At 72.0% G+C, this 19,267-nt stretch carries 10 protein-coding genes and 2 pseudogenes; 10 read left to right on the top strand and 2 right to left on the bottom strand.

Annotated elements, in window-relative coordinates; all coding sequences use genetic code 11:
* Positions 1 to 271 precede the first annotated feature (271 nt).
* Positions 272 to 1,057, bottom strand: coding sequence for an RsbRD N-terminal domain-containing protein (locus ABD946_RS12510; RefSeq protein ID WP_345282982.1), 786 nt, complete (start codon positions 1,055 to 1,057; stop codon positions 272 to 274).
* A gap of 427 nt (positions 1,058 to 1,484) precedes the next feature.
* Between ABD946_RS12510 and ABD946_RS12505 the strand changes: the two genes are divergently transcribed.
* From ABD946_RS12505 to ABD946_RS12480, 6 genes are all read left to right on the top strand, one after another.
* Entirely contained in the window at positions 1,485 to 1,805 is a 321-nt protein-coding gene (locus ABD946_RS12505; RefSeq protein WP_345282980.1) for an SsgA family sporulation/cell division regulator, read from the top strand.
* A 29-nt stretch (positions 1,806 to 1,834) separates the two neighbouring features.
* On the top strand, positions 1,835 to 2,488 hold the full coding sequence (locus tag ABD946_RS12500; RefSeq protein ID WP_345281340.1) for an HAD family hydrolase: 654 nt from the start codon (positions 1,835 to 1,837) through the stop codon (positions 2,486 to 2,488).
* Positions 2,489 to 2,769: 281 nt separating this feature from the next.
* Positions 2,770 to 7,959, top strand: a complete 5,190-nt coding sequence (locus tag ABD946_RS12495; RefSeq protein WP_345282978.1) for an NAD-glutamate dehydrogenase — start codon at positions 2,770 to 2,772, stop codon at positions 7,957 to 7,959.
* Positions 7,896 to 8,429, top strand: a complete 534-nt coding sequence (locus ABD946_RS12490) for an RNA polymerase sigma factor (RefSeq protein ID WP_345282976.1) — start codon at positions 7,896 to 7,898, stop codon at positions 8,427 to 8,429. Before ABD946_RS12495 ends, ABD946_RS12490 begins: the two co-directional genes overlap by 64 nt.
* Positions 8,429 to 9,223, top strand: a complete 795-nt coding sequence (locus ABD946_RS12485; RefSeq protein ID WP_345282974.1) for a CU044_5270 family protein — start codon at positions 8,429 to 8,431, stop codon at positions 9,221 to 9,223. Before ABD946_RS12490 ends, ABD946_RS12485 begins: the two co-directional genes overlap by 1 nt.
* 298 nt (positions 9,224 to 9,521) lie before the next feature.
* The gene (locus ABD946_RS12480) at positions 9,522 to 9,737 is read left to right on the top strand and encodes a hypothetical protein (protein WP_345282972.1); all 216 of its coding nucleotides are present in this window, start codon (positions 9,522 to 9,524) and stop codon (positions 9,735 to 9,737) included.
* 730 nt (positions 9,738 to 10,467) lie between these two features.
* Here the strand turns inward: ABD946_RS12480 and ABD946_RS12475 are convergent.
* Entirely contained in the window at positions 10,468 to 10,650 is a 183-nt protein-coding gene (locus ABD946_RS12475; protein ID WP_345282970.1) for a hypothetical protein, read from the bottom strand.
* Positions 10,651 to 15,798: 5,148 nt separating this feature from the next.
* On the opposite strand from ABD946_RS12475, the pseudogene prfB reads away from it, so the two are divergent.
* From prfB to ftsX, 4 genes and pseudogenes are all read left to right on the top strand, one after another.
* A pseudogene (gene prfB, locus ABD946_RS12470) lies at positions 15,799 to 16,911 on the top strand (peptide chain release factor 2).
* A 640-nt stretch (positions 16,912 to 17,551) separates the two neighbouring features.
* Positions 17,552 to 18,022 (top strand): cell division ATP-binding protein FtsE, encoded by a 471-nt coding sequence (locus tag ABD946_RS12460; RefSeq protein WP_345282968.1) that lies wholly within the window; start codon positions 17,552 to 17,554, stop codon positions 18,020 to 18,022.
* On the top strand, positions 17,998 to 18,138 hold the full coding sequence (locus ABD946_RS42635; protein ID WP_425558594.1) for a hypothetical protein: 141 nt from the start codon (positions 17,998 to 18,000) through the stop codon (positions 18,136 to 18,138). The genes ABD946_RS12460 and ABD946_RS42635 overlap by 25 nt, the downstream gene beginning before the upstream one ends.
* A 178-nt stretch (positions 18,139 to 18,316) precedes the next feature.
* Positions 18,317 to 19,262, top strand: a pseudogene (ftsX, locus tag ABD946_RS12455) (permease-like cell division protein FtsX).
* The last annotated feature ends 5 nt before the right edge of the window (positions 19,263 to 19,267 follow it).

Here is a 19,267-nt window from a genome sequence, read left to right as displayed (position 1 = left end):
GTTTGCCCGCCTTGTCGGCCGAGGCCGCCACCGCGAAGTAGGTGGACATGGTGGTGAGCAGCTGCTCGCGCTGGCTCTCCGGGAGGTCCATCAGCGGGCCGAGCACTGGTGCCGATCCGGGAGGCGGTGGAGGGGAGCTGACCACCAGCATCGGCAGCGGGGGAGGCGTCGAAGACCCGAGACGGTCTCGGAGCGGGGGGCCGCGCTGGCCAGCGCGACCTGGGCCAGTGGAGGGCCTGCGGGGTCTGGTCGAGTCTGGAGTAGCAGGGGCTCACCCGGCCCGACGGACCGTCTGGAGCCGTAGCGTCTCGACCAGTTGCTCCATCGCCGCGCCGTCCTGCATGGAGACGATGCCGATGTGGGCGTCGGGGGTGAGGCGCCAGGCGGAGCCCATCTGGTGGCTGCGCAGGGCGGGTTCGATGTCCGGCAGGGCCTGCCGGGCCAGGCCGGGGGCGTGCGCGACCACCACGGCGAAGGTGCCGTCGTAGGGCAGGGTGAGCATGTCGGCGGCCTCCAGGACCCGCCCGGGGTTGCCCATGCCGCCGCGCAGCACCACGTCCACCAGGGCCGAACGCTCCTGGTCCCACTGGATCTTGAGGGCGGCGGTGCGCTCGTTGAAGGCGTCCACCATGGCGCCCACCACCTCGTCGTTGTACCGCCAGACCTCGCTGGCCATCGCGACCAGGTCGGCGCTGCTGGCCGCGCCGGTGCGCTCGGCCTCGGCGACCATCCGCTCCCACAGGCAGCGGAAGCCCAGCCGGTAGGCGGTCTGCACCATGGCCAGCGGCACGCCCTGCTCGGCCCGGCGGCGCCCGGTGACCCGGGGGGCCTCCAGGGTGATCTCCTCGCCGGTGAGGCCGCGCAGGGAGTAGGCCAGGTTGTCCCGGACCGCCTCGTGCAGCTGGCCGGACGGCAGCGGGCCGGCGTCCTGGTAGACCTTCAGCTCCTCGCGGATCCGGCGGACCGTCTCCTCGGTCAGCTCCGGCAGGCCGTCGAGCAGGATCCGGGCCAGCCGCTTGGTCGATTCCCCCAGCACCGTGGTCGGTTGAGCGTCCATAGCGGTCAGGGTAGGAAGCGGCGGCCCGGCCGCTCCGGGGCCGTTCGTGCCCGGCCGGGCGCGGCCGCACGGTGGGGTGGCGGGACGGGTGGGCGGACGGGCGGGCGTTCGGGGGGTGAGGCGGTGTCGCGGAGTTGACGCGGTGTCATCCGGAAGGCTGTCCGGCGCTTTTGTCGCCACCGACAGAACCGGCCGGGCCACCGCTGTTTGCCCCTACAGGGTTGCGGATCCGCGGTACCGACCCGTTCCCGGCGTCGTTCTCAGTGCGCCGGACCGGGACGAGCGGAGGAGAGCGCGAGATGGAGAGCCGCGAGATGGAGAGCACCGTGCTGGAGCGCGACCTGACCCATGGACCTGTTGGTGTCGCCCCAGGACAGCATCCCGGTCCGGGCCCGGCTGGGGCTACCGGGCCGACGACCCGTACGCCGTGCACGTCACCTTCCACGTCCACTCGGCCTCCCCGGTCAGCTGGTACTTCGCCCGGGAGCTGCTGGCCGAGGGCGTCTACCGGGCCACGGGCAGCGGGGACGTGCGGATCTGGCCGAGCACCGTCGGCGGCCGCGGCCTGCTCACCGTGATGCTCCGCTCGCTGGAGGGCGACGTGCTGCTCCAGGCCGACGCCTCCACCGTGGCGGAGTGGGTCCGCCGCACCGAGGAGCTGGTGCCGCCCGGCACCGAGCTCGTGCACCACCAGGTCGACCGGGTGCTGCGCGAGCTGCTGGCGGACGGCTCGACCCCCGGGGCCTGAGCGCCGGCGGCGGCGGGTACCGTTCCTGGGTGAGCACGCACATCGTCTGGGACTGGAACGGCACCCTGCTGCACGACATGGCGGCCGTGGTGGCCTCCAGCAACGCGGCCTTCGCCACGCTCGGCATGGCGCCGATCACGCTGGAGCAGTACCGGGAGCTGTACACCTTCCCGATCCCGAAGTTCTACGAGCTGCTGCTCGGCCGCGAGCCCAGCCGGGACGAGTGGACGGTGCTGGACGCCGCCTTCCAGGACCGCTACCAGGAGCTCAGCGACGCCTGCGGGCTGACCGAGGGCGCGGCCGGGCTGCTGGCCGGCTGGCGGGCGGCCGGGCGCAGCCAGTCGCTGCTGTCGATGCACGAGCACCACCGGCTGGTGCCGCAGGTGCGGGCCCGCGGGATCGAGGAGCACTTCGTCCGGGTGGACGGCCGGGTCGGCGAGTCGTACGGGACGGGCAAGCGCGACTACCTGAAGCGGCACCTGGAGCGGCTCGGCCAGGACCCGGCGCGCACCGTGGTGATCGGGGACGCGGCGGACGACGCGGCGGCCGCCCACTGGATGGGCGCGCGTGCGGTGCTGTACACCGGGGGTTCGCACACCCGGGAGAAGCTGGCGGGGCTCGGGGCCCCGGTGGTGGACTCGCTGGCGGAGGCGGTCGAACTGGTCCTGGCCGACGAGGTCTGACGGCGCGTCATGTGACCGGCCGGTTTGGACAACGTGTCCAGGACGGTGTGATCTTCGTCCGGCTTTCTGCCTCCATGTCCCCTGACACCCTGCTGGGCTTTGGTTAGGGTGAGTGACGTCGTCGGGTGCCGAATCCGTCACCATTACCCGGACGAAGGTCGCTTCATGCGTGCCATGGGCCACTTTCCTCCGGTGCTGGTGGAGGATTGCGGGTAGACCCGGCGGTGTACCCGGACCCATCACCGAGTCACGCAACGGCGCGCGACAGGAGCCATACAGCCATGCAGACCAAGCTGGACGCAGCCAAGGCCGAGCTGCTCACCAAGGCAGCGGCAGCCGCTGAGAACAGCCAGGTGGGGGGAGCGGCACCCGGGGAGGGCCTGAGCAACGGTGCTCTTGCCTCGTACCTGCGGTACTACTACCTCCACACCGCCCCCGAGGACCTCGTCGACCGCGACCCGGTGGACGTCTACGGCGCGGCGGCCTCGCACTACCGCCTCGGCCTGAAGCGCCCGCAGGGCACCGCCGAGGTCCGGGTGTACACCCCCACGGTGGAGGAGAACGGCTGGTCCTGCGGCCACACCGTGGTCGAGGTCGTCACCGACGACATGCCCTTCCTGGTCGACTCGGTCACCAACGAGCTGACCCGCCAGGACCGCGGCATCCACGTGGTGATCCACCCCCAGCTGGTGGTGCGCCGTGACCTGACCGGCAAGCTGCTGGAGATCCTCGACCTGGACGCCTGCTCGCGCAGCCAGGCGGCCGGCACCGAGTGGCCCGCCGACGCCACGGTCGAGTCCTGGATGCACATCGAGATCGACCGCGAGACCGACCGCGAGGACCTGCACGCGATCGAGGCCAACCTGCGCCGGGTGCTCGGCGACGTCCGCGAGGTCGTCGAGGACTGGGGCAAGATGCGCGACTCCGCGCTGCGCCTGGCCGACGAGCTGGCCGAGGAGCCCCCGGCCCACCTGGCCGAGCAGGAGGTCGGCGAGGCCTGGGAGCTGATGCGCTGGCTGGCCGACGACCACTTCACCTTCCTCGGCTACCGCGAGTACGACCTGGCCGAGCACGAGGGCGAGGAGGTGCTGCGGGCCGTCCCCGGCACCGGCCTCGGCATCCTGCGCTCCGACCCGCTCAGCCACGACACCGACCACCACCCGGTCTCCGAGGCCTTCGGCCGGATGTCCGCCCCGGTCCGGGCCAAGGCGCACGAGAAGAAGCTGCTGGTCCTCACCAAGGCCAACAGCAAGTCCACCGTGCACCGCCCGGCCTACCTGGACTACGTCGGCGTGAAGCGCTTCGACGCCCAGGGCAACGTGATCGGCGAGCGCCGCTTCCTCGGCCTGTTCTCCTCGGCCGCGTACACCGAGTCGGTCACCCGGATCCCGGTGGTCCGCCGCAAGGTGCAGGAGGTGCTGGCCGGCTCCGGCTTCGCCAACGAGAGCCACGACGGCCGCGACCTGCTCCAGATCCTGGAGACCTTCCCCCGGGACGAGATCTTCCAGACCCCGGCCGAGCAGCTGCTCTCCATCGCCACCAGCGTGCTCTACCTGCAGGAGCGCCGCCGGCTGCGGCTGTTCCTCCGTCAGGACGAGTACGGGCGCTACTTCTCCGCGCTGATCTACCTGCCGCGCGACCGCTACACCACGCGGATCCGGCTGCGCCTGATGGACCTGCTGCTGCAGGAGCTGAACGGCGAGAACATCGAGTACACCGTCTGGTCCACCGAGTCGGTGCTGACCCGACTGCACTTCGTCGTCCGGGTCGCCAAGGGCAGCGAGCTGCCCTCGCTGACCGACGCCGAGGTGGAGCGGATCGAGGCCAAGCTGGCCGAGGCCGCGCGCTTCTGGATGGACGGCTTCCACGACCAGCTGCACGTCGAGCTGGGCGAGGAGCGCGCCGCCGAACTCGGCCGCCGCTACGCCAACGCCTTCCCCGACGGCTACCGCGCCGACTTCCCGCCGCGCACCGCCGTGGCCGACCTCAAGCAGATCGAGGCGCTGAGCGGCGAGGGCGACTTCCGGCTCAACCTCTACCAGCCGGTCGGCGCGGGCGACGACGAGCGCCGCTTCAAGATCTACCGGGTCGGCGGCCCGATCTCGCTGACCGAGGTCCTGCCGGTGCTCCAGCGCCTGGGCGTCGAGGTGCTCGACGAGCGCCCGTACGCGCTCACCCGCGAGGACGGCTCCAAGGCCTGGGTCTACGACTTCGGCCTGCGCCTGCGCGAGGCCTCCGCCCTCACCGACGAGGCGCGCGAGCGCTTCCAGGACGCCTTCTCGGCGACCTGGACCGGCAAGGCGGAGAACGACGGCTTCAACGAGCTGGTCCTCACCGCCGGTCTGACCTGGCGTCAGGCCGTGGTGCTGCGCGCCTACGCCAAGTACCTCCGCCAGGCCGGGAGCACCTTCTCCCAGGACTACATGGAGGACGCGCTCCGCAACAACATCCACACCACCCGGTTGCTGGTGAACCTCTTCGAGGCCCGGCTCAGCCCCGGCCACCAGCAGGGTGCGTCCGAGCTGACCGAGGGCATCCTGGAGGAGCTCTCGGGCGCCCTGGACGAGGTCGTCTCGCTGGACGAGGACCGCATCCTGCGCTCCTTCCTGCACCTCATCAAGGCCACCCTGCGGACCAACTTCTTCCAGCACGCCTCGGACGGCGAGCGGCACTCCTACGTGTCGATGAAGTTCGACCCCAAGGCCATCCCGGACCTGCCGGCCCCGCGCCCGGCCTTCGAGATCTGGGTCTACTCGCCCCGGGTCGAGGGCGTGCACCTGCGCTTCGGCAAGGTCGCCCGCGGCGGTCTGCGCTGGTCCGACCGGCGCGAGGACTTCCGCACCGAGATCCTCGGCCTGGTCAAGGCCCAGATGGTCAAGAACACCGTCATCGTCCCGGTCGGCGCCAAGGGCGGCTTCGTCGCCAAGCAGCTGCCGGACCCGTCGGTGGACCGCGACGCCTGGCTGGCCGAGGGCATCGCCTCGTACAAGACCTTCATCTCGGCGCTGCTGGACATCACCGACAACCTGGTGGCCGGCGAGGTCGTGCACCCGTCCGAGGTGGTCCGCCACGACGAGGACGACACCTACCTGGTGGTCGCCGCCGACAAGGGCACCGCGACCTTCTCGGACATCGCCAACGGCGTGGCCGAGAGCTACGGCTTCTGGCTGGGCGACGCCTTCGCCTCCGGCGGCTCCGCCGGGTACGACCACAAGGGCATGGGCATCACGGCGCGCGGCGCCTGGGAGTCCGTCAAGCGCAACTTCCGCGAGCTGGGCCACGACACCCAGACCGAGGACTTCACCGTGGTCGGCATCGGCGACATGTCCGGTGACGTGTTCGGCAACGGCATGCTGCTCAGCGAGCACATCCGGCTGGTGGCCGCCTTCGACCACCGCCACATCTTCCTGGACCCGAACCCGGACGCGACGGTCTCCTTCGCCGAGCGGCGCCGGCTCTTCGACGTCCCGCGCAGCTCCTGGGACGACTACGACAAGAGCCTGATCTCGGCCGGCGGCGGCGTCTTCCCGCGCTCCGCCAAGTCGATCCAGCTCTCCGCCCAGGTGCGCGAGCGGCTCGGCATCGAGGAGTCCAAGCTCACCCCGGCCGAGCTGATGAAGGCGATCCTGCAGTCCCCGGTGGACCTGTTCTGGAACGGCGGCATCGGCACCTACATCAAGTCCTCCGCCGAGACCAACGCCGAGGTGGGCGACAAGTCCAACGACGCGATCCGGGTCAACGGCGGCCAGGTCCGGGCCCGGGTGGTCGGCGAGGGCGGCAACCTCGGCTGCACCCAGCTCGGCCGCATCGAGTACGCCTCGACCGGCGGCCCCGAGGGCACCGGCGGCTGGATCAACACCGACGCCATCGACAACTCGGCCGGCGTGGACACCTCGGACCACGAGGTCAACATCAAGATCCTGCTCAACCAGGTCGTCGCCGACGGCGACATGACGGTCAAGCAGCGCAACAAGCTGCTCGCCGAGATGACCGACGAGGTCGGCCACCTGGTGCTGCGCAACAACTACGCGCAGAACGTGGTGCTGGCCAACGCCGTCGCCCAGGCCCTCTCGATGGTCGACGTGCACGCCCGCATGATCAACCGCCTGGAGGGCAACGGCCAGCTGGACCGGGCCATCGAGTTCCTGCCGACGGACCGTCAGATCAAGGAGCGGGCGGCCGGCGGGCGCGGGCTCTCCCAGCCCGAGCTCTCGGTGCTGCTCGCCTACACCAAGATCACCCTGGCCGACGAGCTGCTCGCCACCGAGCTCCCCGACGACCCGTACTTCCGCACCGCGCTGCACGAGTACTTCCCGAGCGCGCTGCGGGCCCGGTTCGCCGAGGCGATCGACCAGCACCCGCTGCGCCGCGAGATCATCACCACCCTGATCGTCAACGACACGATCAACCGCGGCGGCTGCACCTTCGCCTTCCGGCTCCGCGAGGAGACCGGCGCCACCATGGAGGAGATCGCCCGCACCCACGCGGCGGCGCGCGCGGTCTTCGGCCTGGAGCGGATCTGGTCGGACGTCGAGGGCCTCGACAACGCCGTCCCGGCGCGGGTGCAGACCAAGATGCGCCTGCACACCCGCCGGCTGGTCGAGCGGGCCACCCGCTGGATGCTCAACAACCGGCGCCAGCCGCTGGACATCCAGGGCACCATCGAGTTCTTCCAGTCCCGGGTCGACCAGGTCTGGGACAGCCTGCCCAAGCCGCTGCGCGGCGAGGACCTCACCTGGTTCGAGGGCGTCCACCGGGAGCTGGCCGAGGCCGGCGTGCCGGAGGAGCTGGCGCTGCGGATCGCGGGTCTGTCCTCCGCCTTCCCGACCCTGGACATCGTCGGCGTCGCGGACCGCAGCGGCAGCGAGGTGACCGACGTCGCCGAGCTCTACTACGACCTGGCCGACCGCCTGCAGATCACCCACCTGCTGGACCGGATCATCGAGCTGCCGCGCGACGACCGCTGGTCCTCGATGGCCCGCGCCGCGATCCGCGAGGACCTGTTCGCCGCGCACTCCGCGCTCACCGCGGACATCCTGTCCTGCGGCACCGAGGGCTCCACGCCCGAGGAGCGGTACGCGGCCTGGGCCGAGCTCAACTCGACCCTGCTGAGCCGGGCCAAGACCACCCTCGACGACATAAGGGGTTCGGACAACTACGAGCTGTCCAGCCTCTCGGTCGCCATGCGGGTGATCCGCACCCTGCTCCGCACGGGGCGTCTGACGGTCCGACAGTTCACCGCGAGGGCGGTACCGGCTTCCCTGCCGGTACCGCCCTCGCGGCATCCCTGGTCGGAACCCGGGGGCGCGAGCGGACAGGTAGGGGCGTGGAACTGTCACTACGGGCCCGGCTGCGCGCCGGGGACCAGAGCGCCTTCGGGCAGCTCTTCGACGAACACGCACAGGGGGTGTACGGGTATGCCGTACGGACGCTGGGGGACTGGGCCGCCGCCGAGGACGCCGTCTCGCTGACCTTCCTGGAGGCCTGGCGGCTGCGCGGGAAGCTGGAGGAGGACGGCGGGTCGGTGCGGCCCTGGCTGTTCGGCATCGCCACCAACGTGCTGCGCAACACCACCCGGGCCGGCCGCCGCCACCGGGCCGCGCTGGCCCGGCTGCCGGACCGGGAGGTGGTGCCCGACTTCGCCGACGAGCTGGTCGGCCGGATGGACGACGGCGCCCGGCTGGCCGCCGCCAAGCGCGCGCTGGAGCGGCTGCGCCGCCGCGAGCGCGAGGTCTTCCAGCTCTGCGTGCTGGCCGGGCTGGACTACGCCTCGGCCGCCGAGGCGCTCGGCGTGCCGGTCGGCACCGTCCGCTCCCGGCTCTCCCGGGCCCGGGCCCGGCTGCGCGACCTGGCGGCGGAGGAACTGACGGAACCTCACCGCGGCCGCGGACAGGTAGGGAGTGACCGCGTCGAAGCGGTCCGGTCAGAGGGGAAGAACTGATGAACCACGAGCACGAGCCGGTGCTCCCCGCCGACCGCCACCAGCTGTTGAGGGGACACCTGATGAGCGAGATCAGCCGGAAGCCCAGGAGCACCACCCGCCGTTACGGATGGGCCGCAGTGCCTGTGCTGGCGGGCGCGCTGGCGCTGACCGTGGTGCTGAACACCGGGGGCGCCGCCCCGGACCGCCTCGGCGGCCTCGGTGGTGCTGGACCGGGCGGCCGCGGCGGCGGCGGCCAAGCCGCGGCAGGAGGTGAAGGACAGTCAGTACGTCTACGTGCAGCGGCAGGACCCGGAGGTGAAGGCCGAGCTCTGGCTGCCGGTGGACGGCAACGGGCCCGCCCTGCTGGACGACAGTCGGTACGGGCGGCGGGAGCTGACCCCGCTGGACGAGCCGGCCAGCGTCAACACCCGAACTACCGCTACGTGGCCACCCTGCCGACCGACCCGGCGGCGCTGCTCGCGCTGATCAAGGCTCAGACCGAGGGGCAGGGCCAGAGCCCCGAGCACGCCGCCTTCAAGGCGATCAACCGGCTGGTCGCCGAGCAGATCGCGACACCGGAGGTGAGCGCGGCGCTGTTCCGGGCGGCCGGGCTGATCCCCGGGGCGGTGGTGCACGAGGACGTCACGGACGGGCTCGGCCGGCACGGTGTCGGGGTGGCGCTGCCGGACGGCAAGGCCACCGTGGAGTGGGTCTTCGACCGCGACAGCTACGAGTACCTCGGCGCCCGCTGGGCCAGGCGCGGACGCGGTGGTCCGCGGGCGCGTCGTCGACAAGGCGGCGACCGCCCCTGAGACACCGTCAGGACCCGGCCCGAGGGTGGCGGCCGCTGGAGGGCGTCTGGCCACAGGGCGAGGTCGTTCGGCCGTTGCCCAGCTCGCGGACCGGCGGCGGGTCGGCGGGGCGCCGAGCGGGCCGGGTCGACGGCGACCACGGTGGGGCGCAGGGTGGCGTGCGGGGATGCGGCCGCTGACCTTGGCGGCCTGAAGGCCGTCACCCGCCGTCCGGGCGGCGCAGGTAGCGCGGCCCGTGCCCTCGGGAGGGCGGCGGCGTCGGTGAGTTGGATCAGCAGGTCGGAGTCGACCGTCGGCGGTGCGCAGGGCGATCCGCAGCTGGGCGTTTCTCGTCCAGCGCGGTGCCCACCGCCAGCTCGGCGCGCCCGGTGGCGGCCACCAGGTGGACGCCGAGCAGGCCGCCGCGCTCGGCCACGGCGGACAGCGCCGGCTGAGCGGGCGGCCGGCCGGGGAGGTGGGGGAGAGCAGCGCGTCCAGGTCGTCCACCACCACGACAGCCGGGCCGGGGCGGTGAGCACGTCGGCCGTCTTGCGCTGCTGCCGACCCGGGGGCCGTCGTCGGGGCGGTGCCGCCGCCGGCCGTCACCAGGGCCGGGGCGGGCTGCACGGCGGCCCGGGCGTTGTGCCAGGCGTGTACGAGAGGCCGTCGAACAGCGCCTCTCGGTGGGCGAGTTCGTCCAGCAGGTCTCGGCGGCGAGCAGGGCGCGGCGCGGGTCGGCCCCGGCGTCCACGTGCTCGGTGACCTGCGGCAGGTCGGTGCAAACTGGTCCGCCAGCCCGGGCGGAGACCTCGGAGTGCCGCCGCCTGCGCCGTCGACGCACCGTGTGATTCCGCGGCTAGCCCGGCTGCTGCGGAGACGGTCGAGAGGCTGACCTAGGGTGCGCAGCCAGCTCGGTCTGCCGGTGACCTGTGCGGGTCCGCCGCCGATCAGCAGGTGCGGTGCCGTTGGGCTCGTCCGGTCGGCGACGGTCGACAGCAGGTCTCGTTCCCGGCCGGTGCCGAGCAGGGCGGTGGCGGTGCCGGGGCCGCCGGCAGCGGCGGCAGCGGGGCGCCAGCTTGTGAGCGGGGTGACGTTGTCGGCTGTGAGCAGGTCCATGCAGCCGCAGCTGCTCGCGGCAGCGGCCGCGGGAGACCGAGGAGGCCTCGGCGCAGCGTTTGCCGCAGCACCGCGCCAGCGCGCTCGCCCAGGCGGGGGAGACGCGTCCGGCGAGTCGCGACCAGTTCGCGGCCGCCGCAGCGGCGGTACTAGGTGAGCTGGGTGTCGACCTCGCCGGTGACCACGCGGTGGCGCGCGACGATACCGGCGGGCAGCGCCTGCGGTCTCGCCAGGCAGACCGGGAAGTACTGCCGAGTCCGGGCCTTCTCCGGCAGGACGGCGTAGCGCCTCGCGCGGCGCAGGTGGTGGAGGGGCGCGTCGAGCAGCAGCACGGTGGTGCCGCGGTCCGTCAGTCCGCGCCGCCCGACTCGTCGTGCAGGCCGTCTCCGCGCGCTAGTCGCACCGGCGGCAGCTCGGTGAGGCCGTGCGCTCGGTCTGCTCGGTGGCGAACCCGAGCCAGTCAGTGCGCGAGTTTCCTGACCGTGCAGTCGGCTCCAGGTGCACGCAGCCAGGAGGCCCAGGTAGCGCAGTCGGCGAGTGGCCTCGTCGGCCGTCGGCCACACACCAGGCTGAGACGCAGCTCGGCAGGGTGCAAGCAGCGGCGAGCTGGGCGCGCGCGCGCAAGGGCCAGGCCGGCCAGACCGGGGGCGCGGCCCGCGAGCAGGCTGCGGCGGTCTGCAGGTCCACGGTGACGGGGACGGCGGCAGCAGCGGTGCGCGGTGCCGGGGCGCCCGGAGTCGCGGTGCCGGCCGGAGGTGAGCGCGTCCGGTGTGCGGGCCGCTGCTGCCCAGAGCGGTGGCCGGCGTCCGAGCGCGGTGAGCGCAGGCGGCCGGTCGGCCAGCGCTGCGCGCTGGCGCGCCTGGCGGCTCGCGACGGCGGTCGTGCTGCTAGGGCGCGGCTGTGGCCTCGTGCGGGCTCGGCCGGGCGTCGCGGCGGAGACAGCGAGCGGCGGCCGCCGACCGGGGCTCGGTGGCGCGTTGCGGCGCGGCGGCGGCCGTGACGACTGGGGCTGACGCGTGGCGCCTAGCTGAGCGCGGCCGAGGCCGTCGGTTGCGTGTGCAAAATTGGTTGCGTCCCTGGTCTCGGGGTCTGGTGTGACCAGCAGGGTGGATCTCGCCGATTCCGGATCTCAGGCCGTCCGCTGGGCGCAGCTCGACCGCCTCGTCGCGCAGGAAGCGCCGTCCAGCACGGTGCCGTGGTGGACGGCCAGGTCCCGGACGCACGTGGCGTCCGAGAGCTGGAGCTGAGTAGGTGCAGCCGTGAGACGTCCGGTCGTCAGCGGACGTCGGACGCGCGGGAGCGCCGATGGTGACCCGTCCCGTGTCATGGGGCGGTGGCACGCCGCCGCGTGCCGGGGCCGCCGGTGACGTGCGCGAGCTCGGCCGGGCCGGGCGTCGTCACTGGTCGCGTCCGTGGGCGGGCTCGTTGAGCGAGAGCCCGCGCCGTCGAGCAGCGGGGTGGTGCGAGCGTCTGCTCGTACGATCCGCGTTCCCGCGTACAGGTGCACATGGGCTCGCGGAAGTCGCGGGCCGCGCACGCCCACCGGCACCGGCGAGGGCCCAGAAAACCGCCCCCGCGACCAGGCGCCGAGCGCCGTACCGACGGGCCGTGACCGAGGACGCGTGGCCGTTCCGCGGCTGCCGGTCCGCTGCGCGCTCGGAGGACAGTGTAGCGCGAGTCTGCATCGCGCACTCCCTTCAGTGATGCCCGTTGCTGGGCCACAAGAGTGGTGCCTGTCATCCTGCACTACTGGTGACACTGCGCGCCCGGCACCCGATCGACGATCTTGCGATGATCGCATGGTGGAGCGACGCCCGTCGAGTCACCTCGCCGGGAGCGGTCACAGTCGGCGCCGTCGAAACCTGACGCGCCGTTTAGAGTTGCGAAACCACGGCGAGCTGCAGTAGCCGCAGTAGTACCGAGGAGACAGCGTGCGGCCAGTCGGAGCAAGTACATGCTTGAGGAGGCCCTCGGACGGAGGGGCCACCGGCACCGTCTGGCGTGCCCGGGTGCGCGAGGACGTGGTCGTGCCGAGGGATCGAGCCGGTGCACGTGCCGTGGCGATCAGGATACGTGCGCGAGCGGAGCTGGCTCCGCCGACCCGGACGTGTGATGCGCTCTTCCTGACGCGAGGCGCTCCTGTGCCCTGCTCCTGGCTGACCCGACCCCAAACATCGTCGACGGTCCGCGATCGCTGTTGGTGGAGCGTGCAGAGCTGCTGGCCCTGTGCGGAGCCTGGTGTCTAGGCGCCACCCGGACCGCTGTTCCACCTAACACTGCGCGGTTGGGAACACGGTCCGTTCAGTCCCGCATACGCCGGCGCGCCTGCTGATGACCGCCCAGCACTGCCACCGACGCAGCGTCGCGCCTGGCATACGCCACTGCGCCGAGCAAGGGTGGTGCACCGCGACCATCAAAGCCCCTGCAAACGTGCTGCTACGCCTCACCACCGTGGACGGCGCCGAGCAGCGATGCACCACGTAATGTCTCACCGGACTTCTGGCGTCGCCGGCTCGCCGACTCCCCGGCATCACCCGCAGCCACGAGTTCGTCAAGGCACCCCGCCTACAGCGCCCGACGTCCCGCCGTACGGCCGCCCGCAGACCTCGCGGTGGACGTCTACGGCAGCCGGAGCATCATGCTGTAGACGAGCTGACCACGCGGCCGGCGCCCCGTTCCAGGGGACACACCCGGTGGGCGATGGCCTCCAGGCTGCACCTCGGCGCCAGGACCCGAGCGCCGCGCACCGTGCACCGTAGCCGCTCTGGACGGTGATCATGAGCGCTGCTGCGCGATAGGATCGCGCCGAGCGCCCCAGTCGTCCGTGGCGCTGCCCAGCCGCTGCGGTGTGGTGGACGCGCGGATCGCGTGCTACGCCTCGCCGGACCAGGCGCGACGGCGCCTTCGCGGTCGGCGAGCTGCTCCGCCGGACCGCGGCCCACCGGGCCACCGCGCCCGACCGAGCACCGACGCCTCGCTCCGTGCCGGGGCCGGCTCCAGTCTCGCGATCTCCTCCATCACGGCGACCCAGACATCTGGCGCAGAGCAGACCAGGTGGCTGCCCTCGGGCAGATACGACGCACGGCGCCGCCACCGGTTGATGAGGCCCAACTCAGGGCGCGCCCCGCCGCTCGGCGCCTGCCGACGCGCACCGCCGCTGATGCCGCAGACCCCGGCGATGCACGCGCCGTGCACCACCGGCGCCGACTCGTGCACGTCGCTCCGCTCGGCCGCGCCGGCGAGCAGCCGAACAGCGCCAAGTTGGCAGAGCCGCAGCTCCAGGGTCGCCGGCGACCGCAACCACAAGCAGACCGAGGTCTTCGCCCCCGGCGACTACGGCGCCAGGACGACTGGCCCCGCCCCGCAGGTGGCGCCGCAGCCCACAGTCCACCCGCAGCCGCCCCGGCCCCGCAGGGCTACCAGCCGCGCGCAGCGTACTCGCACGTTACCCGCCCGACCAGCCGCAGCCCCACCAGCCGCATGCCCACCGCAGCCGGCCCGCCGCAGGGCGACCCCGCACCGCAGCCGCCCGGTCGGCTACAACAAGCGCCAGCCGGTGGCCCCGCCGCCGTACCAGGGACGCCAGCAGCCCCAGCCGGGGTACGGGTACCCGCAGCAGCAGTGCGCAGCCCGGTTACGGCCACCCCCAGCAGCAGCACAGCCGCCGCATACACAGCAGGCGCACCGCCGCCCGCCCGGCCGGTCCGCCGCGCCCCCGAGCCGGCCCGCCGCGCCGCCAGGAGCCCCCGCACCCGCGTGCAGCGCGAGCCCGAGCCCGCGCGGCTAGGCGAGCGCGAGCCGGCCGGCGCAGCCGGAACACGATGTACATCCCGGGCCTGGGCTGCCTGAAGGGCTGTCTGATGGTCACGTGGTGCTGGCCCTGGCCAGCCGTGGACGCTGTGGAACTTCACCGACCTGCCCGTCTGGTGGGAGACGTGAACGGCTGTTCGCCGACGCGAGCGAAACTTGGGTCAGCAGCCTGACGAGCAGTTAGCGCCGGGCCGTCAGCCCGCGAGGCAGTGATTGGCGACTTGTCGACAATTCACGAATTTTTCATGCCCCTGAGGGCTGTTCCGGGCCGATCGCGTCCTCACCGAGACGGCCCTCGGCGCGCGTAGGTTGGGTGCTGAAGCACCGACCTACCGAGCGCGCAGAAGGGCAGCGACGCTCCCGCCGCCTACGGAGCAGCAGCATGGCAACGCAGATCGGCCAGCACAGGTACACCGTCAAGCAGGTGATCGGCGGGGTCCGCCGGTGACCGTGTGGCTCGGTGAGGGCCCCGACCGGTGGCAGTCAAGCTGCTGCGCGAGGACCTGGCATCCGATCAGGTGCTGTCCGGCAGCTTCGTCCAGGAGCGCGCCGCGCTGACACAGCCTCGACACCCAACGTGGCGAGAGGTTACGCGACATGGTGGTGGACCGGCGACGACTCTACAGCCCTGGTGATGGAGCTGTCAGGGCACCGACTGCGCTCCGGCTGGAGCGCGAGGGCGCGCTGGCCCTGCCGTCGCCGTCTCGGTGATCGCCGACGTGGCCGACGGCCTGGCCGCCGCGCACGCCGCCGGGATCGTCCACACGGACGACGTCAAGCCGAGAACGTGCTGCTGGACCTGGCCGCCCCGGCGCCCCGGCGGCGCCCCGCGCGCCAAGCTCCACACGATGCGGCATCGCCCGCCTGGTGACGCCCCCGGCGCACCCGGGCCACCCGGATCATCGGCACCCTCCGACTACCTCGCCCCCGAGATCATCGAGGGCTGGAGCCGCGCGCCGCGGTCGACATCTACGCCCTGGCCACCGTGCTCTACGAGCTGCTCACCGGCTTCACCCCGTTCGGCGGCCGGCCACACCGGCGCGGTGCTCCCGACGGCACGTCACGAGCAGGTGCCGGCCGTCCCCGGCCTGCCCGAGGGCCTGTCCCGATCATCACCGAGTGCCTGGCCAAGGCCCCCGGCCTCCCGGCTGCGCGCGGCCGAGCTGGCCACCCGGCTGCGCGAGCAGCTCCGTGACCTGTGTCGGCCTGCGCAGCTGCCCCCCGCGAGCGCGCCGAGGCCGAGCCCCCGCTCACCCCGGGCGCGAGGCGGGTCTACACCGAAGTGGACGCCGGCCCCGGCACCCACCGCCGCCGGCGCGGCCCGGCCGTCCCGCTGGTCCAGGCCCCGCTGCCGGACTCCACCCGCGACACCCACACCAGCCTGCGCCGCCCCTCCGACCGCGAACTCGCCTCCTACGCCGCCGAATCGCAGGCCCCAGCGCCGCGAGGCCGCTCCGGCCGGAACACCGCAAGGGCCGCCGGGCGCTGGTGCGCCGCCGCCGGCTCTACGCGGTTGCTGATCGCGGCGGTGCTGCTGCTGGCCGGCGCGGCCGCCGCGTACTCCGCCTTCGCCCCGGGAACGGCACACCTCCGGCGCCCGACCGGCGGGAATCCACTGGGTGACGGATACCCATGCGCAGCCGGGCCCGCCGAACCATTAGTCTGGTGGCGTGGCAGCCGTCGATCCTTCCGAAGAGCTCAAGTCCCTCGAAACGACCATGGGGTCGATCGAGGCCCGTCCTCGACCTGGACAAGATCCGCGGGCCCGACATCGCCGTTCTGGAGGAGGAGGCAGCCGCCCCGGCCCTCTGGGACGACGTCGCGAACGCCCAGAAGGTGACCAGCCGGCTCTCCTTCCTCCAGGGCGAGGGTCCGCAAGTTCGAGACCCTGCGCGGCCGGGTCGAGGACCTCGGCGTGCTGTTCGAGCTCGCCGAGGCCGAGGACGACGCGGACACCCGCGCCCGAGGCCGAGGCAGAGCTGACGTCGGTGCAGAAGGCGGTCGAGGAGCTCGAGGTCCGCCACCCTGCTCTCGGGCGAGTACGACGCCCGCGAGGCCCTGGTCAACATCCGGGCCGAGGCCGGCGGCGTGGACGCCGCCGACTTCGCGAGCAGCTGATGCGCATGTACCTGCGCTGGGCCGAGCGGCACGGCTACCCGACCGAGGTCTACGACACCTCGTACGCCGAAGAGGCCGGCATCAAGTCCGCGACCTTCACCGTCAAGGCGCCCTACGCCTACGGCACCCTCTCGGTCGAGCAGGGCACCCACCGCCTGGTCCGCATCTCGCCCTTCGACAACCAGGCCGCCGGCAGACCTCCTTCGCCGGCGTCGAGGTGCTCCCGGTCGTCGAGACCTCCGACCACGTCGACATCGACGAGGGCGAGCTGCGCGTCGACGTCTACCGCGCCTCCGGCCCCGGCGGCCAGGGCGTCAACACCACCGACTCCGCGGTCCGGATCACCCACCTGCCGACGGCATCGTGGTCTCCTGCCAGAACGAGCGCTCGCAGATCCAGAACAAGGCCTCGGCGATGAACGTCCTCCAGGCCAAGCTGCTGGAGCGGCGCCGTCAGGAGGAGCGCGCCGCGATGGACGCGCTCAAGGACGGCGGCTCGTCCTGGGGCAACCAGATGCGGTCGTACGTGCTGCACCCGTACCAGATGGTCAAGGACCTGCGGACGGAGTTCGAGGTCGGCAACCCGCAGTCGGTGCTGGACGGCGACATCGACGGTTCATCGAGGCCGGCATCCGCTGGCGGAAGCAGCGCGAAGCCGCCGCGTGATCGGTAAGGATGCCGGCCTCGATGAAGATCAAGCACAGCATCGAGGCCGGCATCCGCTGGCGGAAGCAGCGCGAGGCCGCCGCGTAAGGACGCACCGAAAAGGGCCCCGGGAGTTCCCGGGGCCCTTTCGCGTGCGGGTCGGTCAGGCCAGGGCCTGACGGGCGATCAGCGCCACCGCCAGCAGGCCGACGATCAGCGCGAGCAGCGCCCGTGGGCGACAGCGCGGGACGAACGGGCCCTGCTGGTCCTGCAGCCGGGCCCGGTTGGCGCGGCCGACCGGGCAGCGGCCGTCACATCACGCGGCCGTTGCAGTTGGCGCACACCAGATGGTCGCAAGTCATGCGATCTCCTCCTTGCTGGTTACTGCAACGCGCCGGACGGGCCTCCGGTTCCTCGGACGGCCCTGGACGGGGCGCTCTCAGCTACCACTGTGCCAGGTTCCGCCCGTTCCGGCCCGTCCTCCCCGTTCGCCGACCGCTCAACCGCATGCCGGGCTGTGACATGGGTCGCACTTATCCGGGCAGAACGGGATATTTCTCGCCAAATCCCAGGTGAACCCCCGGACAGTGCCTGCGGGCCCGGAGGGCTTCGCGTAGGGTCCGAGTCCTGACCCACCTAGGATGGCCCCCGTGATGCAGCCGTGATCAGATTCGACAACGTCTCCAAGACCTATCCCAAGCAGAACCGTCCGGCCCTGGACAACGTCTCGCTGGAGATCGAGAAGGGCGAGTTCGTCTTCCTGGTCGGTTCGTCCGGCTCCGGCAAGTCGACCTTCCTGAGGCTCTGCCTGCGCGAGGAGCGCCCGAGCACCGGCGCGGTCCACGTGCTGGGCAAGGACCTCGGCAAGCTGTCCAACTGGAAGGTGTGCCGCACATGCGGCGTCAGCTGGGCACCGTCTTCCAGGACTTCCGCCTGCTGCCGAAACAAGACCGTCGCGCAGAACGTCGCGTTTCGCGCTGGAGGTCATCGGCAATGCCGAAGAGCGCACATCAACAAGGTGGTGCCCGAGGTGCCTCGACCTGGTCGGCTCGGCGGCAAGGAGGACCGGATGCCCGGTGAGCTCTCCGGTGGTGAGCAGAGCAGCGCGTGGCGATCGCCCGGGCCTTCGTGAACCGGCCGATGCTGCTGATCGCGGACGAGCCCACCCGGAAACCTCGACCGCAGAACTCGGTCGGCATCATGAAGCTGCCTCGACCGCGATCAACCGCACCGGTACCACGGTCCTGATGGCCACGCACGACCCAGGCCATCGTCGACCAGATGCGCAAGCGCGTGTGATCACGAGCTCGACAAGGGGCTGCTGCGTCCTCCGACCAGGCCCGCGGCGTCTACGGCTAACCAGAACTGAGCCACCCGACGCCCCGTCCGCCGTGCCCGTTCCACCTGCCGCCCCTGGAGTAACGCCATGCGCGCCCAGTTCGTCCTGTCGGAGATCGGCGTCGGTCTCCGCCCGCAACCTGACCATGACCATCGCGGTCGTGGTCAGCGTCGCCGCTATCGCTCGCCCTCGCCGGCGCCTCGCTGCTCGTCCGCGACCAGGCCAACTCCATGAAAGGGGTACTGGTACGACAAGGTCGAGGTGAGCATCTACTTCTGACACCAAGTCGGACGCCAAGACCTCCGCCCAGTGCTCGGCGGGTGCCGCCACCGACCAGCAGATCGCCGAGGTCAAGGGCCAGCTGGACAAGATGACCCAGCTGGTGCAGAGCTCCACCTTCGAGAGCTCGCAGGACGCGTACAAGCGCCTGGAAGGAGACCAACCCGGACAACCCGCTGCTCGCCGCGCCGTGGGTGCCGGAGGCGATGCCGCAGTCCTGGCGGGTCAAGCTGAACGACCCGACCAAGTACGACGTGGTGCAGAGCGCCTTCGCACGGAAGAGCCGGGCGTCAAGTCGGTCGAGGACCAGCGGAAGATCCTAGGATGAACCTGTTCGGCCTGCTGAACGGTCTGCAGACCGCCGCGTCGTGATCATGTGCTGATGCTCTTCGTCTGCCCTGCTGCTGATCGTGAACACCGTCCGGGTGTCCGCGTTCAGCGACGGCGCGAGACCGGGATCATGCGCCTGGTCGGTGCCTCGAACTTCTACGTGCAGATGCCGTTCATCGCGGAGGCGGCCTTCGCCGCGCTGCTCGGTGCGGTGCTGGCCTCCGGGCTGCTGCTCGGCGGGCACTTCTTCGTGCAGGAGTTCCTGGCCCAGCGGGTGCAGTTCATCCACTTCATCGGGCTCTCCTCGGTGCTCACCGTCATCCCGCTGCTGGTCGTGGTCGGCATGGGGATGGCCGCATCGCGGCGTTCATCACCCTCCCGGAAGTACCTGAGGTCTGACGCCCCCTCAGGCCAGTGCGCCTAGACTCC

Source organism: Kitasatospora albolonga, assembly GCF_039535905.1.
GTDB classification, from domain to species: domain Bacteria; phylum Actinomycetota; class Actinomycetes; order Streptomycetales; family Streptomycetaceae; genus Kitasatospora; species Kitasatospora albolonga.
This window is presented reverse-complemented; position numbering and strand designations above follow the sequence as displayed.